Consider the following 21,672-nt stretch of genomic DNA (forward strand, 5'->3'; position numbering starts at 1 on the left):
AAAATGAAAACCTTAAATCTTTTAACCCTATTAGTAGCTTTTGTCTTTATAAGTTGTAAAGATAAGCACGAGTTTGGAGACCTTACACCTCCTTCTAATGTAAATGCCTCATTCAGTATCATGGGGGCTGATAACTCTCATCCTCACGGCGACGGCACGGGCTTGGTGAACTTTGTAGTAACCGCCCAAAACGCCATTTCTTACCGTGTCGATTTTGGCGATGGCAAGACCGAAATGGCTCCTTCTGGTAAAATCCAACACCGCTATACCAAAGTAGGTACCAACAAATTCACAGCGGTAGTAAGTGCTGTAGGTGCAGGAGGCTCTATGAGTTCTGTGTCTTTAGAATTGGAAGTATATAGTTCCTTCTCCGATGCTGAAGCTGAAAATATGCTTGCTGGTAAGAATGTAGGCGATATTAAAACTTGGTATTGGGCTGCAAATGTAGCGGGATATGCAGGCTTAGGCCCTCAAGAAAGTGGCGATAATGGCGAATATGGCTACCCCGCTTGGTGGCAAGCAACACCGTTTGACCCTACTCGTACTTGTATGTTCGAAAATTCCTTTATCTTCACCCGTACAGCTAATGGTATTACCTATAAACAAACTGCCAACCACGTGTTCATACCAGGAGCTTATGCTGAGGTGTTAGGTGTAGCTAAAGACCAATGTCACGGCACCGATGTAGTACCTACGATTACAGGTGAGAAACAAGTGTCCTTCGTGCCTTCTACTTCTAAAGCCGCTACCCAAGGTAAGTACGACAACAAAGCCTATCGCGGTACAGCTATCGAGCTCTCCAATGGTGGTATGCTCGGCTGGTGGGTAGGAGCAAGCACTTATGATATCATCAGCCTTACCGATACACAACTTGTCGTGCGCGTGATGCAACCTAATAGTCAGTTTGCTTGGTATCACATTTTCACTACTACCAAACCTTCCGAAAATAGCTTTACGAACCTTGTGTGGTCTGATGAGTTCAATAAAGCGGGCACCCCCGATACGACAAAATGGACGTATGATTTGGGCAAAGGTAGCAATGGTTGGGGTAATAACGAGTTGCAAACATACACCAAAGACCCCGAAAATGTGAAAGTGGAAAATGGTGTGCTCAAGATTACAGCCAAAGCCGATGGCAGTGGAGGGTATACTTCTGCACGACTCAAAACTGAAGGTTTGTACGGTTTCAAATACGGCAAAGTGGAAATCAAAGCTAAATTACCTGCTGCCAAAGGTACCTGGCCTGCAATGTGGTTCTTGGGCAATAACTTCGCTACCGATGGCTGGCCTAAATGTGGCGAAATAGATATGCTCGAGCAAAAAGGTAATAAAAAGACTCATATTCTCGGCGCTTGTCATTGGTACGACACCGATAGCAACCATCAGGGCGATTACGACAAAGAAACTGAATTTGCAAACACTTCTGTAGATTTTCATATCTATACGATGACGTGGACAGAAAAAAAGATTATCTTTGCAGTCGATAATAAGAACTATTTCGAAATGGACAACAACGCTAAATTGCCATTCAACCAAAAATTCTTCCTTATCCTAAACGTCGCGATAGGAGGAACATTGGGAGGTCAGGTAGCTAATAATTTCACCGAAGATAGCCTTGAAATCGATTATGTAAGAATTTATCAGTAAATTAATTATTATGAAGAAAATAACGTATTGTATCGCTATGGCATTAGCTGTAGTAGCTTGTAACAATTCGTCAAAAACCGACGATAAAACCCCCGTGAAATGGGAGTCCTTCAGTGGCGATAAAAACATCGAACGCAAGGTAGATTCTTTGCTATCGCTGATGACCTTAGAAGAAAAAATAGGACAACTTACTCAGTTTGCCGCTAATTGGGATGTTACAGGCCCCGTAATGTCCGATGACTTTCAGCCTTATCTCGAAAAAGGTCTCGTAGGTAGTGTGTTCAACGCTGTTACCGTGCCTGGAGTGCGCAAATTGCAGGATATAGCTGTCAAGAAAACTCGCTTGGGTATCCCTATTCTCTTTGGTTACGACGTGATTCACGGTTATAAAACCATATTCCCTATGTCGCTTGCCGAAGCCTGCTCTTGGGATTTAGACCTAATGCGCCAAACCGCTGCTATTGCTGCCGAAGAAGCTGCTGCCGATGGCATCAAATGGACGTTCGCCCCTATGGTCGACCTCGCTCGCGACCCACGCTGGGGGCGTGTGATGGAAGGTGCTGGCGAAGACCCTTTCTTGGGAAGTGAAATCGCCAAAGCTCGCGTACAAGGTTTTCAAGGAGGTTCCGACTGGCATTCGCTTAGTAAAACCAATACTGTCTTAGCGTGTGTAAAACACTTTGCTGCCTATGGTGCTGCCGAAGCAGGACGCGACTACAATACTGCCGAGCTCTCTCAGCACACCCTTTGGAATGCCTATCTACCACCATATAAAGCGGCGATTGATGCTGGAGTGGGCACCGTAATGGCTTCCTTCAACGAGGTAAACGGTATCCCTGCAACTGCCAATCGCTACCTAATGACGGATATCCTCCGCAAGCAATGGGGCTTCAAAGGCTTTGTTGTAACCGATTATACCGGTATTAACGAACTGGTTCCTCACGGTGTTGCGGTTGATAATAAGCACGCTGCCGAGTTAGCAATCAATGCTGGTATTGATATGGATATGACAGGCGCTAACTTTATCAAGCACCTCAAAAAATCAGTCGAAGAGGGTAAGGTAAAAGAAGAGACTATCAACACCGCTGTACGCCGTATCTTGGAAATGAAATTCGTATTGGGCTTGTTTGACGACCCTTATAAGTTCCTCGATGAGAATCGCGCCAAAACAACCCTTATGAAACCGGAGTTCTTGCAAGTAGCCCGCACTGCCGTTGCTAAATCGGTAGTATTGCTCAAAAACAACGCCGAGGTATTGCCTATCACTCCCGATATGCCGAAAAAGGTAGCCCTTATAGGCCCTATGGTAAAAGATTCTATCAACCAAAATGGCGAATGGCAAGGTCGCGGCGACCGTGAACTCAGCGCTTCTCTTTTCAAAGGATTACAAGAAGTGTATAAAGATAGTAAGGTGCAGTTTAGCTATGCCAAAGGTTGTACCCTTACTGCCACTACTTCTGCCGATATAGCCAAAGCAGTAGCTACAACACGTACCGCTGATGTAGCGGTGGTAGCCTTAGGTGAAGATTATAACTGGTCTGGTGAATCCGCTTGCCTTACCGATATACATTTGCGCGCTCCTCAACGCGAATTGCTCCGCGCCCTCAAACAAACAGGTAAACCTATAGTGTTATTAGTGTATAGCGGTCGTCCGCTCGACCTCAGTGAAGAAAGTGAATTAGCCGATGCTATTTTGCAAGTGTGGTTCCCTGGTACCCAGTCAGGTTATGGTATCGCCGATGTATTATCAGGTAAGTACAACCCTTCAGGGCGTTTGGTGATGAGTTTCCCTCGTAATGTTGGACAAGTGCCTATCTATTACAATCACAAGAACACCGGTCGCCCCGTTGACCCTAATAGCCCAACAGTTGATTATCGTTCTAAATATGAGGATGCGCCTGTCACACCTCTCTATCCTTTTGGTTACGGATTGAGCTACACCACCTTTAATATTAGTAATGTACAGCTCAGCAGTGCCACCCTTAGCAAAGGAGGTAAGATCACTGTTACAGCCCAAGTAGCCAATACCGGCAAGCGCGATGGTGAAATAGTAGTACAGTTATATATACGCGATTTGGTGGGTAGTGTAACCCGTCCGGTGAAAGAGCTCAAAGGCTTCCAAAAAGTGGCTCTCAAGGCAGGCGAAAGCAAACAAGTGCAGTTTGAAATCACCGAAGACCTCTTAGCCTTCTACAACGCCGATTTGAAAAAAGTAACCGAACCCGGCGCTTTCAAACTCTGGGTAGCCCAACACTCCGCCGACAACAGTAACGAAAAAGATTTTGAACTAAAGTAGATTTTTTTCTTTCATTACACGCAAAAAGGATTGCTCTTCTAGGGCAATCCTTTTTTTGTTTTAGTGTATGATATCTTATTCGCTAATCTTAGCCCACGTATCTTTTAAGCCGACGGTTTTGTTGAACACCAATTTTTCGGGGGTAGTATCGGGGTCTACACTGAAATAGCCCAAACGTTGGAACTGTACCGTGTCGCCTGCTTGGGCGGTCTTGAGGCTTGGCTCTACATAAGCAGTTACTACTTTTAGAGAATCGGGGTTGATGTAGTTTAAGAAGCTATCTTCTTGGCGGTCGGGTTCAGCAACGGTAAAGAGGCGATCGTAGAGGCGCGCTTCGGCTTTCACGGCGTGGGGTATGGACACCCAATGCAATGTACCTTTTACCTTACGCATACTCGCTTCGGTACCACTACCGCTACGGCTATCGGGGTCGTAAGTACAATGTATTTCAGTAATATTTCCTTGAGCGTCTTTCACTACGCTTTCAGCTTTGATGATATAAGCATTCTTCAAACGTACTTCTCCTCCTAATTTCAATCGGAAATACTTCTTGTCAGCCTCTTCTCTAAAGTCATCTCTCTCGATATAAATTTCTCTACTGAAAGGCACCTTACGATAGGTCATAGGGGTTATCTCGGGATTATTTTCGGCGTCAAGCCATTCTTCTTGTCCCTCGGGATAGTTAGTAATCACCACCTTCACAGGGTCGAGCACTGCCATTACACGGTTAGCTTTTTTATTGAGGTCTTCGCGCACGCAGAATTCCAATAGCGATACATCTATTAGGTTTTCGCGTTTGGCAATACCGATGGTATCGGCGAATTTGCGAATGGCTTCGGGGGTATAACCACGGCGACGTAAGCCTGAGATAGTAGGCATACGAGGGTCGTCCCAGCCAGCAACGTAGTTTTCGGTCACTAACTGCAACAGCTTACGTTTACTCACAATCGTATGACTCAAATTCCTCCGTGCAAATTCTCTCTGTTTGGGGCGCACACTCCCCCTTTGAAGGGGGGCAGGGGGGATGTTACTCCCCTCTCCTTTGGGGAGGGCAGGGGAGGGGATTACCTGGTCTAAAAACCAATCGTATAACTCTCTGTGAGGTAAAAACTCCAATGTACAAAGGGAGTGTGATATTTGTTCGAGGTAGTCGCTTTCTCCGTGCGCCCAGTCGTACATAGGGTAGATATGCCATTTGTCGCCCGTGCGGTGGTGTGAAGCGTTCATAATGCGGTAAATGATAGGGTCGCGCATTAGCATATTGGGCGATGCCATATCTATCTTGGCGCGGAGTACATACGTGCCGTTTTCGAACTCACCGTTTTTCATACGCTCAAAAAGGGCGAGGTTTTCCTCAGGAGAGGTATTGCGATAAGGGCTCTCGGTTCCTGCTACCGTTGGCGTGCCTTTTTGAGCGGCAATCTCTTCCGATGTTTGTTTATCTACATAGGCTTTCCCTTGTTTAATGAGCATTACTGCCCACTCGTAAAGTTCTTGAAAATAGTCGGAAGCATAGCATTCTTTATCCCATTTGAATCCGAGCCACGCTACATCACGGCGAATCGCATCTACGTATTCTTGTTCTTCCTTAGAAGGGTTGGTATCGTCGAAACGCAAGTTTACAGGGGCGTTGTAGCGCAAGCCCAATCCGAAGTTAAGGCAGATAGAACTCGCGTGACCGAGGTGCAAGTAGCCATTCGGTTCTGGAGGGAAGCGAAAGCGTAAAGCACTGGCGGGAAAGCCTTTCGCAAGGTCTTCCTCAATGATATTTTCTATAAAGTTATTAGAGCGTTGTTCTTTTAATTCTTCTGACATCTTTTTTAATGATTAATGATGAATGGTAGATAGTTAATTCTTGTTTTCAAGGTGCAAAGATACAAATAATTTCCTAATTTACTAATTAACCAATTACTCTCATTCTTTTGTCGAAGGCAATAGCTTCCACATTATCAGCGTGTGTTTTCTCTTAGGATATTTTGCCTATAACGGTTTACTGTATGTACACTGATATTCAGCTTTTCGGAGATTTCTCTGCAAATATTTGTCATTTTCCTAAAAACACCTACCTTTGCCACCTCAGTAGCCACTAATCATTATAACTTATGCCTACTTACAACAAAATATTCGAAAACAATCGTCAATGGGTAAAACACCGCAAAGAGGGCGACCCTCATTTCTTCGAGAAACTCGCCGAAGACCAGAACCCCGACTATCTTTATATAGGTTGCTCCGATAGTCGTGTAGCCGCCGAAGAGTTAATGGGTGTAGGTCCTGGTAAGGTGTTTGTACACCGCAATATTGCCAATGTAGTAAACACCCTCGATATGAGCTCTACCGCCGTGATACAATACGCCGTAGAACACCTGCAAGTAAAGCATATTGTCGTATGTGGTCATTACGATTGCGGAGGTGTAAAAGCTGCTATGCAAGCCAAAGACTTTGGTTTGTTAAACCCTTGGTTGCGTACCATTCGCGATGTATACCGCTTGCATCAAGCAGAACTCGATGCCATTACTGATGCCGACCACCGTTACCGCCGTTTGGTAGAACTGAACGTAGAAGAACAGTGCTTCAATGTTACCAAAATGGCAGTTGTGCAAGAAAGTTATCTCAAACACCAATACCCTGCTGTTCACGGTTGGGTATTCGATATTCATACTGGCGAACTCATAGACCTTAACCTCGACTTCGAAGCCTTCCTTCATAAAATCCAAAAGATATATGACCTCACCGGACAAGAATGGTATAAACCCTACTAATTTCACCCAGTAGTCAAAAATCAAAAGACGTCATATATCAGTTCTAACTATTCTCTGGCTACTTTACAACGAACTTATATTAAATACAATTTCTCTCAAAAGCTTTTTTATAAACACCTATTCTACGACGTCTATCTTTTCACTCTCCTAAGTCTCTCCGACAGCACCCACCTTTTTAACCTATCTCATAAAACTTTTTCACCGCCTCACCTCGTCATTCTCCGTTCATTCCTCATTGCCCGTGCGACTGACACCTGCCTGTGTGGTTCACATTTTTCCTTCGCTACACTCCCTCTCGGGGAGGAAGTCCGCGAGAGCAAAGTATGTATAAAGGGGGAGGTTATCCCCTAGTGCCTATGGCCTAAGGCCTAGCACCTCTTCCTCTTTCTTTCGCCTCGAAACCTCGTTTTTAACATTTTTAGCCTTGTTGTATTATAGTATGAATCAACTATTTATATACCCTTCCTATACCAATCGTCCAAGATTCGTATAAGCTTCCTATAGGCTCTCTATAAGCTAACCCCACCCTCCTTACACTCTTTTTTCATCAAAAACCCTCCCTCCTCTCTTCCGAACCTTTCCGTTTCCTTCCGAACACTCCTAACAGTCCTAACAGTCCCAGCACATCACTTTTTCATTTCAAACTTTACCAAAGTTTTTGCTTGTGCGGCTCGCACCTTTGCCAAAGTTGAATAAACTAATAATATTCCCTCATTCTCTAATTTCCTCATTTGCTAATTCTCTCATTTCCTCATTTTCCCCGCCCGTCGTGCTACGACCTCACACTTTCTTCCTTTTTCTTTTGAAAAGTGTTAAAATTAATAATAATACACTTTCTTTTATTTTCTCCTTATCTATTGTAATTCATATGATTATCCCCTCTATTTAGCGAAGTATATAAAATTATTTAAAAATATTAGCTATAATTATTTGGTAGGTATAATAAATAGTCGTACTTTTACGCCGTAAATTTCATTTAATAGCCAAACTTATGAAAAGAAAGTATTTAACGTTTGTTATGTTTGTGTTAAGTTGCTTTTTAACAACTCTTATGGCACAAACCATCTCAGTAAAAGGTAAAGTTACTGACGATAAGAAAACGCCTTTACCCGGTGTTTCCGTAGTGGTTAAAGGCTCTACGCACGGTACATCTACTGATTTTGACGGTAATTATCAAATCCAAGCCAAAGCAGGCGATGTGCTTGAGTTTAGCTTTGTAGGGTTTACTACCCAGACTAAAAAAGTTGTAGGGGGGGTAATTCTTATACAGTTAATGTACAGCTAAAAGAAGATACCCAGCAACTCAGCGAAGTGGTAGTGGTGGGGTTTGGTACCCAAAAGAAAGTAAACCTTACGGGCTCTGTGAGTTCCGTCGACTCTAAAGCTATCGAAGCACGTCCCGTAGCTACCGTCACTGAGGCTTTGCAAGGTATTGTTCCGGGGCTGAACATTTCCACTTCCACTGCTGGCGGTCAGCTCGATGCTACCAAAAGCTTTAACATTCGTGGGGCAGGTACCATTGGCGATGGCTCTAATGCAAGCCCGTTAGTACTCATCGATGGTATGGAAGGCGATATGAATGCCCTCAACCCTAATGATATCGAGAATATTTCAGTACTTAAAGATGCTGCGGCTGCTTCTATCTATGGTTCAAGAGCTCCGTTTGGGGTAATCCTCATAACTACTAAAAAAGGAAAATCTGGTAAAGTAATAGTAAACTATACTTCTAATTTGCGTGCTGATTCTCCTATCATTCGCCCTAAAATGGTCGATTCTTACTCTTGGGCTACTTATTTTAACGACGCCGATGTAGGCGGTACGCAATTCCAAGATTGGAAACTTCAACAAATAAAAGACTTTCAAGAAGGAAAGATTACCAAATCAATGTTCGAAAACTCTTCTGGTAAATGGGAAGCTTGGGACGCTCACGACTTGCTCCCTATTGCAAATACCAACTGGATTGAAGAACACTACAAGAAAGCTTATTATTCTTATGAACACAACCTCAGTGTAAGTGGCGGTAGTGATAAAAACCAGTATTACATCTCTGCTAACTACTTAAACCGCGATGGACTTTTCCGTTATGCCTCCGAAGACTTCGACCGCTATACCCTTACAGGTAAAATAAACGCTAAAATTAATGACAAACTCTCTATAGGCTATAGTTCTCGGTTAGTGCGCCAGAATTACGAAGCCCCTTCCTACCTTACCCACAATGCCGTATTCTTCCACGATATCATTCGTTATTGGCCTATTATCCCTCTCAAAGACCCGAATGGCAATTATACTCGTGAAAGTAAAGTGCCATACCTGAGAGAGGGTGGTAAACAAAAATCTGAGAAGGATTGGTTGTATTCTCAACTCACTGCCAATTACAAAATCACTGATAAATGGGACGTGGTAGCTGAGTTTAACTACCGTATCTATACAGAGTTCAATCACACCGACCATCTTACTACTTATGCTAAAGATGTCAAAAATCAACCTTATATTGTAGATAACGAGACTTCTTCTATATATGAATATGCTAAGAAAGAAAACTTCTTAAACCCTAACGTATTCACAAATTATCACATCAATTTAGAAAGTGGTCATAACTTTAAGCTTATGGCGGGCTTCCAGTCCGAACTTCTAAAGAGTAGAGATTTATCAGGCGATAAAAAGAATGTGATTACCCCTTTAACTCCTACCCTAAATACCGCTTCTGGTAAAGAAGTAACCAAAGGAGGTTATAGCCATTGGGCTACCTTAGGTTTCTTTGGTCGTATCAACTACGATTACCAAGGTAAATATTTGTTAGAGGTAAATGGTCGTTATGATGGTACTTCTCGCTTCTTGCGCAATCAACGTTGGAGCTTCTTCCCTTCTTTCTCTGCTGGTTGGAACGTAGCTCAAGAAAACTTCTGGGAACCCTATCGCGACTATGTGAGCACCTTCAAGATTAGAGGCTCTTGGGGTGAATTGGGTAACCAAAATACCAAAAACTGGTATCCTCTTTATACTATAATCGATTACAAAACCAATGAAGGTAAGTGGGTTTTAGGAGAATCTCGCCCTAATATTGCTGGTATACCTGCACTTATCAGTACTACTTACGGCTGGGAAACCGTACGTTCTTGGAATGCAGGTCTCGATGTAACCGCTCTTAAAAATCGTTTGAACTTCACGTTCGATTACTTTGTCCGTGCCACTTACGGTATGATAGGACCTGCTCCCGAGCTACCTCAAACCCTTGGCGCAGCAGTCCCCAAAACTAATAACTCCGATATGGAAAGCCGTGGTTTTGAAGTAATGCTCAGCTGGAAAGACAAAATCGGTGAAGACTTTCGCTATGGTCTTACCTTTACCCTTGCCGACTCTCGTCAGAAAATCCTTAAATACCCTAACCCTTCTAAGAGTTTAGGTGACAAAAGAGATAATTGGTACGAGGGTCGTTATGATGGTGATATCTGGGGATATACCACCAAAGGAATTGCCAAAACACAAGCCGAAATGGACGCTCATTTAGCTAAGGTAAACCAAAGTCAGTTAGGAAGTAACTGGAGTGCGGGCGATATTATGTACGAAGACCTTAATGGCGACGGTAAAATATCTAACGGTAAAAACACTGTCGATGACTCTGGCGACCTTTCTATTATAGGTAACAAAACCCCTCGATATAACTATGGTATAACCCTCGATGCCTCTTACAAAGGGTTCGACTTCCGTCTCTTCTTGCAAGGGGTAGGCAAACGCGACTTTGCCACCAGTGGTTCTTACTTCTGGGGAGCAAGTGGCGGTAAGTGGCAAACCGTAGTCTTTAAAGAACATTTGGACTATTTCCGCAATGACCCTAATCACCCATTAGGACAAAATCTCGACTCTTACTATCCTCGTCCCGACTGGGATTCAGGGAGAAACCGCCATACACAAACCCGCTATTTGCAAAATGCCGCTTATCTAAGGGTGAAAAACATACAGCTCGGATATACGATCCCCCAAGAAGTAAGTGAGAAAATAGGCATTAGTAACTTACGTGTCTATATTTCAGGTGAAAATATCCTCACCTTTACCAAGCTCAGTAAACTTTACGACCCCGAAATGTTAGGTATCGGTTATGGCGACGAAGGTGCTAAAACTTATCCTATCTCAAAAACTTGGGCAATTGGTTTAAATATAACTCTTTAATTTTAGTAAACTATGAAAAGATATTTAAAATATATAGCTTTATCAGCAGGAGTATTACTCGCCTCTTGCGATAAGTTCTTAGATAGAGAGCCTTTGGATAAAGTAACCCCCGATAACTTCTTTAATACCGAAAGCGACTTACTCTCTTATGCTATCAACCTCTATCCCGATGTAAGTTTCTCTACTATTCCACCAGGACAATACGGGCTTTCCGTCTTCAAATCGGACGATGCAACCGATAACCAAGTTGCCCCAGCTGGTAATGCTCGATTCTTACCCGGTGAATGGCGTGTGCCTAGTACTAGTAAAGAATGGAATTTCGAGTCTATCAGAAAGTGCAACTACTTCTTTGAGAAAGTACTTCCTAAATACGAAGCCAATGAAATTAAAGGAAGCCCTGCTAATATTAAGCAGTGTATAGGAGAAGTCTATGCGCTCAGAGCACAAATCTATTTCGTAAGACTCCAAAACTTTGGCGACTTCCCCATCATTACTGAAGTGTTGCCCGACGAGAACGCTATCTTAACTGAGCAAAGCAAGCGCCGTCCTCAAAATGAAGTAGCCCGCTTTATCCTTTCAGATTTAGACAAAGCCATCGCCCTGCTCAGCGAAAGTACCCCTAATGGCAAAAATCGCATCAATCTTAACGCTGCTTATCTCCTCAAGTCTCGTGTAGCACTCTACGAAGGTACTTGGCTTAAATACCACAAAGGTACTGCCCAGGTGCCAGGAGGAGCTGGCTGGCCTGGCGCTCAAGCAAGCTATTTGAGTGGCTTCAGTATCAACATCGATGATGAAATTAAGTTCTTCCTTACCGAAGCCAAAAACGCTGCTAAAGTAGTCGCCGATAAGATGGTAAATAACCTTACCCCTAACTCTGGCGTGCGTGTAGCTCGCGATGCTAGTATGGCTATTAAGAATCGCTATTTTATGATGTTTGCCGATGATAATATGGAATCTTATGACGAGGTTATCTTCTGGCGTAAATATTCTAGAACTGAACAAACGCATAATATCCAAATGGAATTAGCTCGTAACGGAGGTGGCTCTGGCTATACCAAAGGACTCGTAGACTCTTACCTAATGAAAAACGGCTTGCCCATCTATGCATCAGGATCAGGCTATTTAGGCGATGAGACTCTTTTCAATACAATAGAAAAACGCGACGACCGCTTGCGCCTCTTCACTAAGTTAGATAACGACACCTTGTATTACCACGAAGGGACTCCTGTAAAAGCCCGTGTACCCGAAATCCTTAATCCTGCCGAAACCCGTGCTACCACAGGCTATCGCGTGAAAAAAGGATTAAACTATTCTGAAGACGATGCTACAACCCACAACCGCGGTATCACAGGCTCTATTGTTTTTCGTGGTGCCGAAGCTTTACTCAACTATATGGAAGCTCAATATCTCCTCGATGGTACCCTCGATGGCTCTTCTCAAAACTATTGGCGCGCTCTTAGAACACGTGCTAACGTAGATCCCGATTTCCAAAAAACCATCAATGCTACCGATATGGAGAAAGAAAAACTTGGCGACTGGGGAGCTTACTCCGCAGGAACTTTGGTGAATACAACGCTTTACAATATCCGTCGCGAACGTCGTAACGAGTTTATTGCCGAGGGTATGCGTTGGGCTGACCTAAAACGTTGGCGTTCTATGGAACAGATTAAAAACACTCCTTATATTGTCGAAGGATTCAAAATTTGGGGAACTATGAAAGATTGGTATAAAAACCAAGATGGCACTTCCAAATTAGTAGTAAGCGACACCGATAAAGGAAATGTAAACCCACAATCCAATAGTGTCTACTTGCGTCCTTACCAACGCAATAAAGTGAACAATCTTTATTACGATGGTTATAAGTGGAATGACGCTCATTATTTCGAGCCAATCCCTATGGACGCCTTCCGTCTTACTTCTCAAAATCAAGCCAATTTAGATGGTTCGGTAATCTATCAAAATCCAGGCTGGAGCAAAGTAGCCGGCGAAAGTCTAAAATAACATCTTTCATAACATAATTTTTATTGCTTAAATAGGAAAAGCCACCCCTAAAAGGTAGCTTTTTCTATTTTATAACTATTTGCTATAAATTTTTCTATCGCTCCATCTTTTGTCATTCATCATTCGTCACTCGTCATTTCTTCTCTTTTCCGTCGCCACATTCCCCCTCTCCTTGGGAGAGGGACGGGGTGAGGATTCCTCTTTCTTTCGCCTCGAAACCCCGTTTTTACCGTTTTTAACCTTGCTGTATTATACTATGAGTCAACTATTTGTATACCTTTCCTATACCAATCGTCCAAGATTCGTATAAGCTTCCTATAAGCTCTCTATAAGCTAACCCCACCCTCCTTACACTCTTTTTCCATCAAAAACCCTCCCTCTCCTCTTTCGAACTCCTTCGTTTCCTTCCGAGCTCTCCAATCCCTCCTCTAACCTGTCCTACTCGTCTGAAAACTCCGACCCGTCCATTCCCTTTGGTGGTATTATTGGTATTTCTGGTATTATTGGCATTTACCTCATTTCCTAATTTTCTCATTTCCTAATTTTCTCATCTCCTCATTTTCTAATCCTCTAATTTCCTCATTTTCTTTAAATTATTTTAAACTCAAAATTCTGTTCTCATATTTCTTGCACAATTCAAAAAAAGAAAGTACATTTGTAGCCGTTAATAACCCATAAAAATTCACATTATGCCCTATTTATTTTACATTTTATTCTTTTTTGTATTAGTATTTTTGCTATCTACTTTCTTCACCGTGCGCCAACAAACCGCCGTGTCAGTAGAACGTTTCGGTAAATTCGAAAGCATTCGTCACTCGGGTTTACAAATGAAAATACCTATCATCGATAAAGTAGCCGCTCGCATCAGCCTCAAAATCCAACAGCTCGATGTCATTGTCGAAACCAAAACTTTGGACGATGTATTCGTCAAAATCAAAGTATCAGTACAGTTCGTGGTGATCAAAGAAAAAGTATACGATGCCATTTACAAGCTCGAATACCCACACGACCAGATTACCAGCTATGTATTCGACGTAGTCCGCGCCGAAGTCCCTAAGATGAAACTCGACGATGTATTCGTTAAGAAAGACGATATTGCCATCGCCGTAAAACGCGAAGTACAAGAATCAATGGAAACTTACGGTTACGACATCATCAAAACCTTAGTAACCGATATCGACCCCGATGCCCAAGTAAAAGCCGCAATGAACCGTATCAATGCCGCCGAACGCGAAAAAGTAGCGGCTCAATACGAAGGTGATGCACAACGCATCCTCATCGTCGAAAAAGCAAAAGCAGAAGCCGAAAGCAAACGTTTGCAAGGTCAAGGTATCGCCGACCAGCGTCGTGAAATTGCTCGCGGATTGGTAGAGAGTGTAGACGTATTGCATAAAGTAGGTATCAGCTCGCAAGAAGCTTCTGCGCTTATTGTAGTTACTCAACACTACGACACCTTGCAAGCCGTAGGTCAGCAAACCAATAGTAATCTTATCCTACTTCCTAACTCACCCGAAGCAGGTAGTGAGATGCTCAATAATATGATTACCTCCTTCACCGCTTCAGCTCAAGTAACCGAAACCTTGAAGAAAAAGAAAAACGACTAACTCACTGTTAAATAATATAGATTTTAAAAGCTATTCATTTTTTTGAATAGCTTTTTTTGTGGTTATTGCTAAAATTACTAATTTTGCACTCTGTAATAACTAATGACTATAAGCTATGGCAAGAGAAATACAACCCACCCCTGTACTCGAAGGACAAGAAGCACTTGAGTTTTTACATAAATTAGATACTTATAAAGAATATCTAAAAGAAAAAGGTATAGTGCTTGATCGTAAAAAAATTCAAGAAAGTGCTAAATATTTAAAATCTATATTCAAAGAAAATAGTAATAAATAGAAGAAAATGTTAGAAGAGTTATCTTTTTTATTACTCTCAGAAAACCATATCATTAAACCATTTGATTGTGAAGATGAAGATTTGAATGATTTCTTGTTTGAAGAAGCTATTCTCTATCAAAAGCAAATGCTTGCCACTACCTTTATTATAGAAAACAAAGAACGAACTTTAGGCTTCTATAGTGTGCTGAACGATAGTTTGCAGATAAGAGAGGAATTATTCCCCTCCAAAACTCAATATAAGAAATTTATACAATGCCTAATTCCTCATCCAAAAAGACATTTAAAGAATATTCCATCGTTAAAAATAGGTCGGTTGGGAATAGATAAAACCTATAAAGGAAAAGGATTAGGAAGTATTATCCTTGAAGGTATTATAAATGATGCTATAGAACTCAATAAAAAACAGGCTTGCAGGTTAATAACAGTAGATGCTTACAGGCAAGCTTTACCTTTTTATGAACGATTTGGTTTTCAATATATAACTAATAAAGATGAGCAAAAAGATGTGAGACAAATGTTTCTTGACTTAATGCTATTACAATGAAAAAAAACAACTATGAAAATATCATATAACTGGTTAAAACAATATTTGAAGTTAGAAATGCCTGCTGAAGATACAGCAGTCATTCTTACTGATTTAGGCTTAGAAGTAGAAGGGATTGAACACTTCGAAAGCGTAAAAGGTGGGCTCAAAGGGGTAGTGGTAGGTCACGTACTCGAATGCGAAAAACACCCTAACGCCGATAAACTTAAAATCACCAAAGTAGATGTAGGAGGCGAAGCACCCTTGCAAATCGTTTGTGGAGCTCCTAACGTAGCACAAGGGCAGAAAGTACTTGTAGCTACTATTGGTACAGTACTCTACGACAAAGAAGGTAAGCCTTTCGAAATTAAGAAAGGTAAAATTCGTGGCGAAGAGAGTTACGGTATGATTTGTGCTGAAGACGAACTCGGCTTAGGCGAAAGTCACGATGGCATTATGGTGCTCAACGATAAGTACGAAGTAGGTACCCCTGCCAGTAAGGTGTTTGAGGTAGAAACCGACGAGGTATTCGAAATAGGACTGACTCCTAACCGCGCCGATGCAATGAGCCACTATGGCGTAGCACGCGACTTACGTGCAGGCTTGATGCAAAAAGGTATTTCATTAGAGCTCATCACCCCTTCTATTACAAAATTCCACGTCGATAACCGCTCAATAAAAATGGATATAGAGGTACAGAATAAAAAACTCGTACCTCGCTATACCGGTGTTACCATTAGCAATGTACGCGTAGACGAATCGCCTGAATGGTTACAAAACAAACTCAAAGCCATAGGCATTACTCCTAAGAACAACGTAGTAGATGCTACAAACTACGTACTGCACGGAATGGGACAACCGATTCACGCTTTTGATGCCGACCATATCATTGGTCGCAAGGTGATTGTAAAAAATGCCGAGGAAGGCACGAAGTTTAAAACCCTCGACGGAGTAGAACGCACCCTCAACGCTGAAGATATTATGATTTATGATGCCGAAAAACCTCTCTGTATAGCAGGGGTATTAGGCGGTGAAAACTCAGGTATCACTCATTTTACTCACAATGTATTTTTAGAAAGTGCTTATTTCGATGCTGTATCGGTGCGCAAAACAGCCAAACGTCACGGTATCAATACCGATGCTTCTTATCGCTTTGAGCGCGGTATTAATATAGAAGATTGTAAATACGCCCTAATGTATGCCGCAGTACTGATTGAAAATATTGCAGGAGGGGTTATATCATCCGATGTGATAGATTTTTATCCTAAAAAGCAAGAAGATTTTCAGGTATTCCTTACTTTTGAGAAAATAGATAAACTTATCGGTCAGAAGATTTCACGCGATACAATTAAGGCTATCTTACACTCTTTAGATATCAAAGTAAATTCGTTTACCGAACGTGGGTTAGGTTTGTCAGTTCCTTCGTACCGCGTAGATGTACAGCGTGAAGCCGATGTTATCGAGGAAATCCTTCGTATCTATGGCTATAACAATGTCATTTTCTCTGAAAAGCTAAATGCTACAATGGCGCATTCTAACAAATACGACGACCACAATATACAAAATGTGGTAGCCGACCAGTTGGTAGCGCAAGGCTTTTTTGAGATAATGACCAACAGTCTTGTGTCAGAAAAAGAGATTACTACTTATGCCGGAAATCCAGAGCAAGCAGTAAAGCTCCTCAATCCTTTGAGTAGCGATTTGGGCTATATGCGTAAAAATCTAGTGTTTTCAGGCTTAGAAGTGATTGCTTATAATAACAATCGCAAACGCTCCGACTTGAAGTTGTTCGAGTTTGGCAAGAACTATCACTATATCGATGGTAATTATACTGAAAGCAAGCATTTGGTGTTATATCTCACAGGCAATACCCAACCTGAGTATTGGGGTGCTCCCGCTCAAAAAACCTCTTTCTTTGAGCTCAAAGGAGTAGTAGAATCTCTCTTCGAACGTCTCGGCTTGAAGGAAATCACTATTTTGCCTTTAGAAGCTAACGACACGTTGAGTAGTGAAGGGTTCCGTTGGCAAATAGGGGAGACCCTTTTAGGAACGATAAGAGTAGTAAAAAGCAAAGTGCTTAAAGATTTCGATATCAAACAAGAGGTGCTTGTAGCTGATTTGCATTGGGAAGTGATTTTAGAACAAGTGCAAGACCATAAAGTGGTATACAAGGAAATCTCTAAATACCCCGAAGTACGTCGTGATTTAGCCCTTTTGCTCGATGAGAAAGTAACCTTCGCCGACCTTTACGAAAAGGCATATGCTACCGAGAAAAACCTCTTAAAACACGTAAATCTTTTTGATGTGTACCAAGGCGACAAACTACCCGAAGGCAAGAAGAGCTATGCCCTCAGTTTTGTACTCCAAGACAACAATAAAACTCTTACCGATAAACAAATCGATAAAACAATGCAACGCCTACAAGACGCTTTTGAAAAGCAATTTGGTGCAGCATTAAGAGAGTAAAAAATAAAACTTAGAACAAAAAAATAAGACGACGTTTTTACGCCGTCTTATTTTTTTATGCTCCTTAATGGTTTAGTTCTCAAATTAAGACTATTGTTATAGGACAAAATTAGAACTATTTTGTGATATTTGTAACAAAATACAACTTTTTCATAACTACTTATGTTACACTAATTTCTAAAACTCAATCTCGTTAAAATATTGGTAATCAACAATAATATAGTGTCTACACCTCTTGTTTCTCATCTCTTATCTCTTATCTCTTATCTCTTATTTCTCACCTCTTATTTATCAGATACTTTTGCAGTTTTAAAAAATAGTTGTACTTTTGCACCCGCTTTGGATATTAAGTCCAAACCTCTAATGCTTATGGACTAATGTCTATGGACTGACAACAAGTAAACAAATAAACAAATATATAGTATTGTAAATTATGCCAACAATTTCACAATTAGTACGAAAAGGAAGAACCAGAATTACCAAGAAGAGTAAATCGGTTGCTTTGGATTCGTGCCCACAACGCCGAGGTGTATGTACACGTGTGTACACCACAACGCCTAAAAAGCCGAACTCTGCTATGCGTAAAGTAGCTCGTGTTCGCTTGACTAATGGCAATGAGGTGAACGCTTACATACCTGGTGAAGGTCACAACCTCCAAGAGCACTCGATAGTATTGGTACGAGGCGGAAGGGTAAAAGATTTACCAGGTGTTAGATACCACATTGTTCGTGGTGCTCTCGATACGGCTGGTGTAGCAGGTAGAACGCAACGCCGTTCTAAATACGGTGCGAAACGCCCTAAACCAGGACAAGCAGCTCCCGCCGACAAAAAGAAAAAGTAATTTAACACACAAAATCTTTTAACTGAAAAGAAATGAGAAAAAGACAGGCTAAAAAACGCCCCCTTTTACCAGACCCTAAGTTTAACGACCAATTGGTTACGCGTTTCGTGAATAACCTTATGTGGGACGGTAAAAAGTCAGTGGCTTTTAAAGTATTCTACGACGCAATTGACATCGTAGAACAAAAGAAGAATAACGACGAAAAGTCGGCATTAGAAGTTTGGAAAGACGCTCTTAGCAATGTGATGCCTCACGTTGAGGTGCGTTCACGCCGCGTGGGTGGTGCTACCTTCCAAATTCCTATGCAAATCCGCCCAGACCGCAAAGTGTCTATGGCGATGAAATGGCTCATCGGTTTCGCTCGTAAACGCAATGAGAAATCAATGGCTCAGAAATTGGCTGCCGAAATTATCGCTGCCTCTAAAGAAGAAGGTGCTGCTGTGAAGAAAAAAATGGATACGCACCGTATGGCTGAAGCTAACAAGGCATTCTCACACTTTAGATTCTAATAAAACACGATGAGTAGAGATTTAAAATATACAAGAAACATAGGTATTGCCGCGCATATCGATGCCGGTAAAACCACTACTACCGAGCGTATCCTTTTCTATACCGGTAAAACGCACAAAATTGGTGAAGTACACGATGGTGCTTCTACTATGGACTGGATGGAACAAGAGGCTGAACGCGGTATTACTATTACTTCAGCGGCTACTACCTGTAAATGGAACTTTCCTACCGAAAATGGTAAACCTACCGCCGATGCCAAAGAGTATCACTTCAACATTATCGATACCCCAGGCCACGTCGATTTTACCGTTGAGGTAAACCGTTCCTTACGTGTACTTGACGGCTTAGTATTCCTTTTCTCTGCCGTTGATGGGGTAGAACCTCAATCGGAAACCAACTGGCGTTTGGCTGATAACTACAAAGTACCTCGTATTGGGTTTGTAAACAAAATGGACCGTCAAGGAGCTAATTTCCTCAACGTTTGCAACCAGGTGAGAGATATGCTCAAATCTAACGCGGTTCCTATCGTATTGCCTATCGGTGACGAAGCAGATTTCAAAGGTGTTGTAGATTTGATTAAAAACCGCGCCATCGTATGGCACGAAGAAAATTCAGGTTCTACTTTCGACGTAGTAGAAATTCCTGCCGATATGAAAGAGGATGTAGCCAAATACCGCGCTCAATTAATTGAAGAAGTAGCGGGCTATGACGAAGGATTACTTGAGAAATTTATGGAAGATGAAAGCTCAATTACTGAAGACGAAATCCATAAGGCATTGCGCGCAGCAGTAATGGATATGGCTATCATTCCTATGGTATGCGGTTCATCATTCAAAAATAAAGGAGTACAATTTATGCTTGATGCGGTATGTCGTTATTTGCCATCACCGCTTGATAAAGAAGCTATTGAGGGTACTAATCCTGAAACAGGTGAGCCTGCACTCCGCAAGCCATCCGTTGACGCTCCTTTTGCAGCCTTGGCATTCAAGATTGCTACTGACCCTTACGTAGGTCGTTTAGCATTCTTCCGCGCTTATTCTGGTCACCTCGATGCAGGTTCTTACGTATTGAACACCCGTTCAGGTAACAAAGAGCGTATTTCTCGTATCTACCAAATGCACGCTAACAAGCAAAACCCTATCGAATACATCGAAGCAGGTGATATAGGGGCAGCAGTAGGATTTAAAGATATCAAAACAGGTGATACCCTTTGCGATGAGAAATATCCTATCGTACTCGAAAGTATGGTATTCCCTGATCCAGTAATTGGTATTGCAGTAGAACCTAAAACTAAAGCCGATATTGATAAACTCGGTATGGCATTGGCTAAATTAGCTGAAGAAGACCCTACCTTCCAAGTGAAGACAGACCAAGCTTCTGGACAAACTGTCATCTCAGGAATGGGTGAGTTACACTTGGATATCATCGTAGACCGCCTCAAACGCGAGTTCAAAGTAGAAGTAAACCAAGGACAACCTCAAGTAGAGTATAAAGAGGCTATCACTGCTAAAGCTGATCACCGCGAAGTCTACAAAAAACAAACAGGTGGACGTGGTAAATTTGCCGACATCGTATTCCGTATGGAACCAGCTGAAGAAGGCAAAGTAGGTCTTGAGTTCGTAAACGAAATCAAAGGTGGTAACATTCCTAAAGAGTATATTCCATCAGTTGAAAAAGGTTTCAAAGAAGCAATGAAGAACGGACCTTTGGCAGGATTCGAAATGGACGCGATGAAAATCGTTCTTATCGATGGTTCATTCCACCCTGTCGATTCAGATTCATTGTCATTCGAGTTGGCAGCCAAATTGGGGTACAAAGAAGCTGCTCGCGCTGCAAAAGCTGTATTGATGGAGCCAATTATGAAGTTGGAAGTTATTACTCCAGAAGAAAATATGGGTGATATCGTAGGAGACTTGAACCGCCGTCGTGGCCAAGTAAATAATATGGACGATCGTAACGGTGCTAAAGTAATCAAAGCATTTGTTCCACTATCAGAAATGTTCGGTTATGTAACAGCGCTTCGCACTCTTTCATCAGGTCGTGCTACTTCTACAATGGAGTTCTCTCACTATGCCGAAACTCCTTCAAACATTGCAGACGAAGTAATTAAAAACGCCAGAGGCAACTAATTTATTGAAAAAATGAGTAATCAACAAAAAATAAGAATAAAGTTAAAATCTTACGACCACAACTTGGTAGACAAATCTGCTGAGAAAATCGTAAAAACAGTAAAAGCAACAGGTGCAGTAGTTACAGGACCTATTCCATTACCTACACACAAAAAAATCTTTACTGTGTTGCGCTCACCTCACGTAAATAAAAAAGCACGTGAACAGTTCCAATTGAGCTCTCATAAACGTCTTTTAGATATCTATAGCTCGTCATCAAAAACTATTGATGCTTTGATGAAATTGGAATTGCCAAGTGGTGTAGAAGTAGAAATCAAAGTTTGATAACTTTACTAAAATGTCCCGAAACTGCGGGTTAGGGAAAAACGGATAAAAATGATTCAGGGTTAAAAAGCCTCGGGCATTTTTTGACCCTGAACCATTATAATA

General features: G+C 41.9%; 15 protein-coding genes. 14 read left to right on the top strand and 1 reads right to left on the bottom strand.

Features of this window, described 5'->3' with window-relative positions; all coding sequences use genetic code 11:
* Positions 1-3 precede the first annotated feature (3 nt).
* Together HW278_RS07435 and bglX are read left to right on the top strand one after the other, a co-directional pair.
* Positions 4-1,647, top strand: a complete 1,644-nt coding sequence (locus HW278_RS07435; protein ID WP_178977441.1) for a family 16 glycosylhydrolase — start codon at positions 4-6, stop codon at positions 1,645-1,647.
* A gap of 10 nt (positions 1,648-1,657) precedes the next feature.
* Complete coding sequence (gene bglX, locus HW278_RS07440) at positions 1,658-3,943, top strand: beta-glucosidase BglX (RefSeq protein ID WP_317166216.1); 2,286 nt, start codon at positions 1,658-1,660, stop codon at positions 3,941-3,943.
* 75 nt (positions 3,944-4,018) lie between these two features.
* On the opposite strand, the gene HW278_RS07445 is transcribed toward bglX, so the two are convergent.
* The gene (locus tag HW278_RS07445; RefSeq protein ID WP_178977442.1) at positions 4,019-5,758 is read right to left on the bottom strand and encodes a glutamine--tRNA ligase/YqeY domain fusion protein; all 1,740 of its coding nucleotides are present in this window, start codon (positions 5,756-5,758) and stop codon (positions 4,019-4,021) included.
* A gap of 287 nt (positions 5,759-6,045) precedes the next feature.
* Here HW278_RS07445 and HW278_RS07450 point away from each other — a divergent pair, with 287 nt between their 5' ends.
* The 12 genes from HW278_RS07450 (at position 6,046) to rpsJ (ending at position 21,567) form a co-directional block, all read left to right on the top strand.
* The gene (locus HW278_RS07450) at positions 6,046-6,702 is read left to right on the top strand and encodes a carbonic anhydrase (RefSeq protein ID WP_178977443.1); all 657 of its coding nucleotides are present in this window, start codon (positions 6,046-6,048) and stop codon (positions 6,700-6,702) included.
* A 1,051-nt stretch (positions 6,703-7,753) separates the two neighbouring features.
* The gene (locus tag HW278_RS12590; protein ID WP_255493557.1) at positions 7,754-7,987 is read left to right on the top strand and encodes a carboxypeptidase-like regulatory domain-containing protein; all 234 of its coding nucleotides are present in this window, start codon (positions 7,754-7,756) and stop codon (positions 7,985-7,987) included.
* Between the two features lie 35 nt (positions 7,988-8,022).
* Positions 8,023-10,869 (top strand): SusC/RagA family TonB-linked outer membrane protein, encoded by a 2,847-nt coding sequence (locus HW278_RS07455; RefSeq protein WP_255493810.1) that lies wholly within the window; start codon positions 8,023-8,025, stop codon positions 10,867-10,869.
* Positions 10,870-10,881: 12 nt separating this feature from the next.
* A complete protein-coding gene (locus HW278_RS07460) occupies positions 10,882-12,873 on the top strand; it encodes a RagB/SusD family nutrient uptake outer membrane protein (RefSeq protein WP_178977444.1) in 1,992 nt (663 codons plus the stop codon).
* Positions 12,874-13,562: 689 nt separating this feature from the next.
* On the top strand, positions 13,563-14,477 hold the full coding sequence (locus HW278_RS07465; RefSeq protein WP_015782334.1) for an SPFH domain-containing protein: 915 nt from the start codon (positions 13,563-13,565) through the stop codon (positions 14,475-14,477).
* Positions 14,478-14,592: 115 nt separating this feature from the next.
* Positions 14,593-14,772: a hypothetical protein gene (locus HW278_RS07470; protein WP_178977445.1), complete on the top strand. Its 180-nt coding sequence runs from the start codon at positions 14,593-14,595 to the stop codon at positions 14,770-14,772.
* Positions 14,773-14,778: 6 nt separating this feature from the next.
* On the top strand, positions 14,779-15,318 hold the full coding sequence (locus HW278_RS07475) for a GNAT family N-acetyltransferase (protein ID WP_178977446.1): 540 nt from the start codon (positions 14,779-14,781) through the stop codon (positions 15,316-15,318).
* A 12-nt stretch (positions 15,319-15,330) separates the two neighbouring features.
* Positions 15,331-17,763, top strand: a complete 2,433-nt coding sequence (gene pheT, locus HW278_RS07480; protein WP_178958228.1) for a phenylalanine--tRNA ligase subunit beta — start codon at positions 15,331-15,333, stop codon at positions 17,761-17,763.
* 433 nt (positions 17,764-18,196) lie between these two features.
* Positions 18,197-18,604, top strand: coding sequence for a 30S ribosomal protein S12 (rpsL, locus tag HW278_RS07485; RefSeq protein ID WP_002675007.1), 408 nt, complete (start codon positions 18,197-18,199; stop codon positions 18,602-18,604).
* Between the two features lie 32 nt (positions 18,605-18,636).
* Positions 18,637-19,113 carry a 30S ribosomal protein S7 gene (rpsG, locus tag HW278_RS07490; RefSeq protein ID WP_106095968.1) on the top strand — a complete coding sequence of 159 codons (477 nt, stop codon included), beginning with the start codon at positions 18,637-18,639 and terminating at the stop codon, positions 19,111-19,113.
* A gap of 9 nt (positions 19,114-19,122) precedes the next feature.
* The gene (gene fusA, locus HW278_RS07495; RefSeq protein WP_178958229.1) at positions 19,123-21,243 is read left to right on the top strand and encodes an elongation factor G; all 2,121 of its coding nucleotides are present in this window, start codon (positions 19,123-19,125) and stop codon (positions 21,241-21,243) included.
* A gap of 12 nt (positions 21,244-21,255) precedes the next feature.
* Positions 21,256-21,567, top strand: a complete 312-nt coding sequence (gene rpsJ / locus HW278_RS07500; protein ID WP_009417400.1) for a 30S ribosomal protein S10 — start codon at positions 21,256-21,258, stop codon at positions 21,565-21,567.
* The last annotated feature ends 105 nt before the right edge of the window (positions 21,568-21,672 follow it).

Origin of the sequence: Capnocytophaga sp. oral taxon 902, from assembly GCF_013394735.1 — a bacterium.
GTDB lineage: Bacteria > Bacteroidota > Bacteroidia > Flavobacteriales > Flavobacteriaceae > Capnocytophaga > Capnocytophaga ochracea.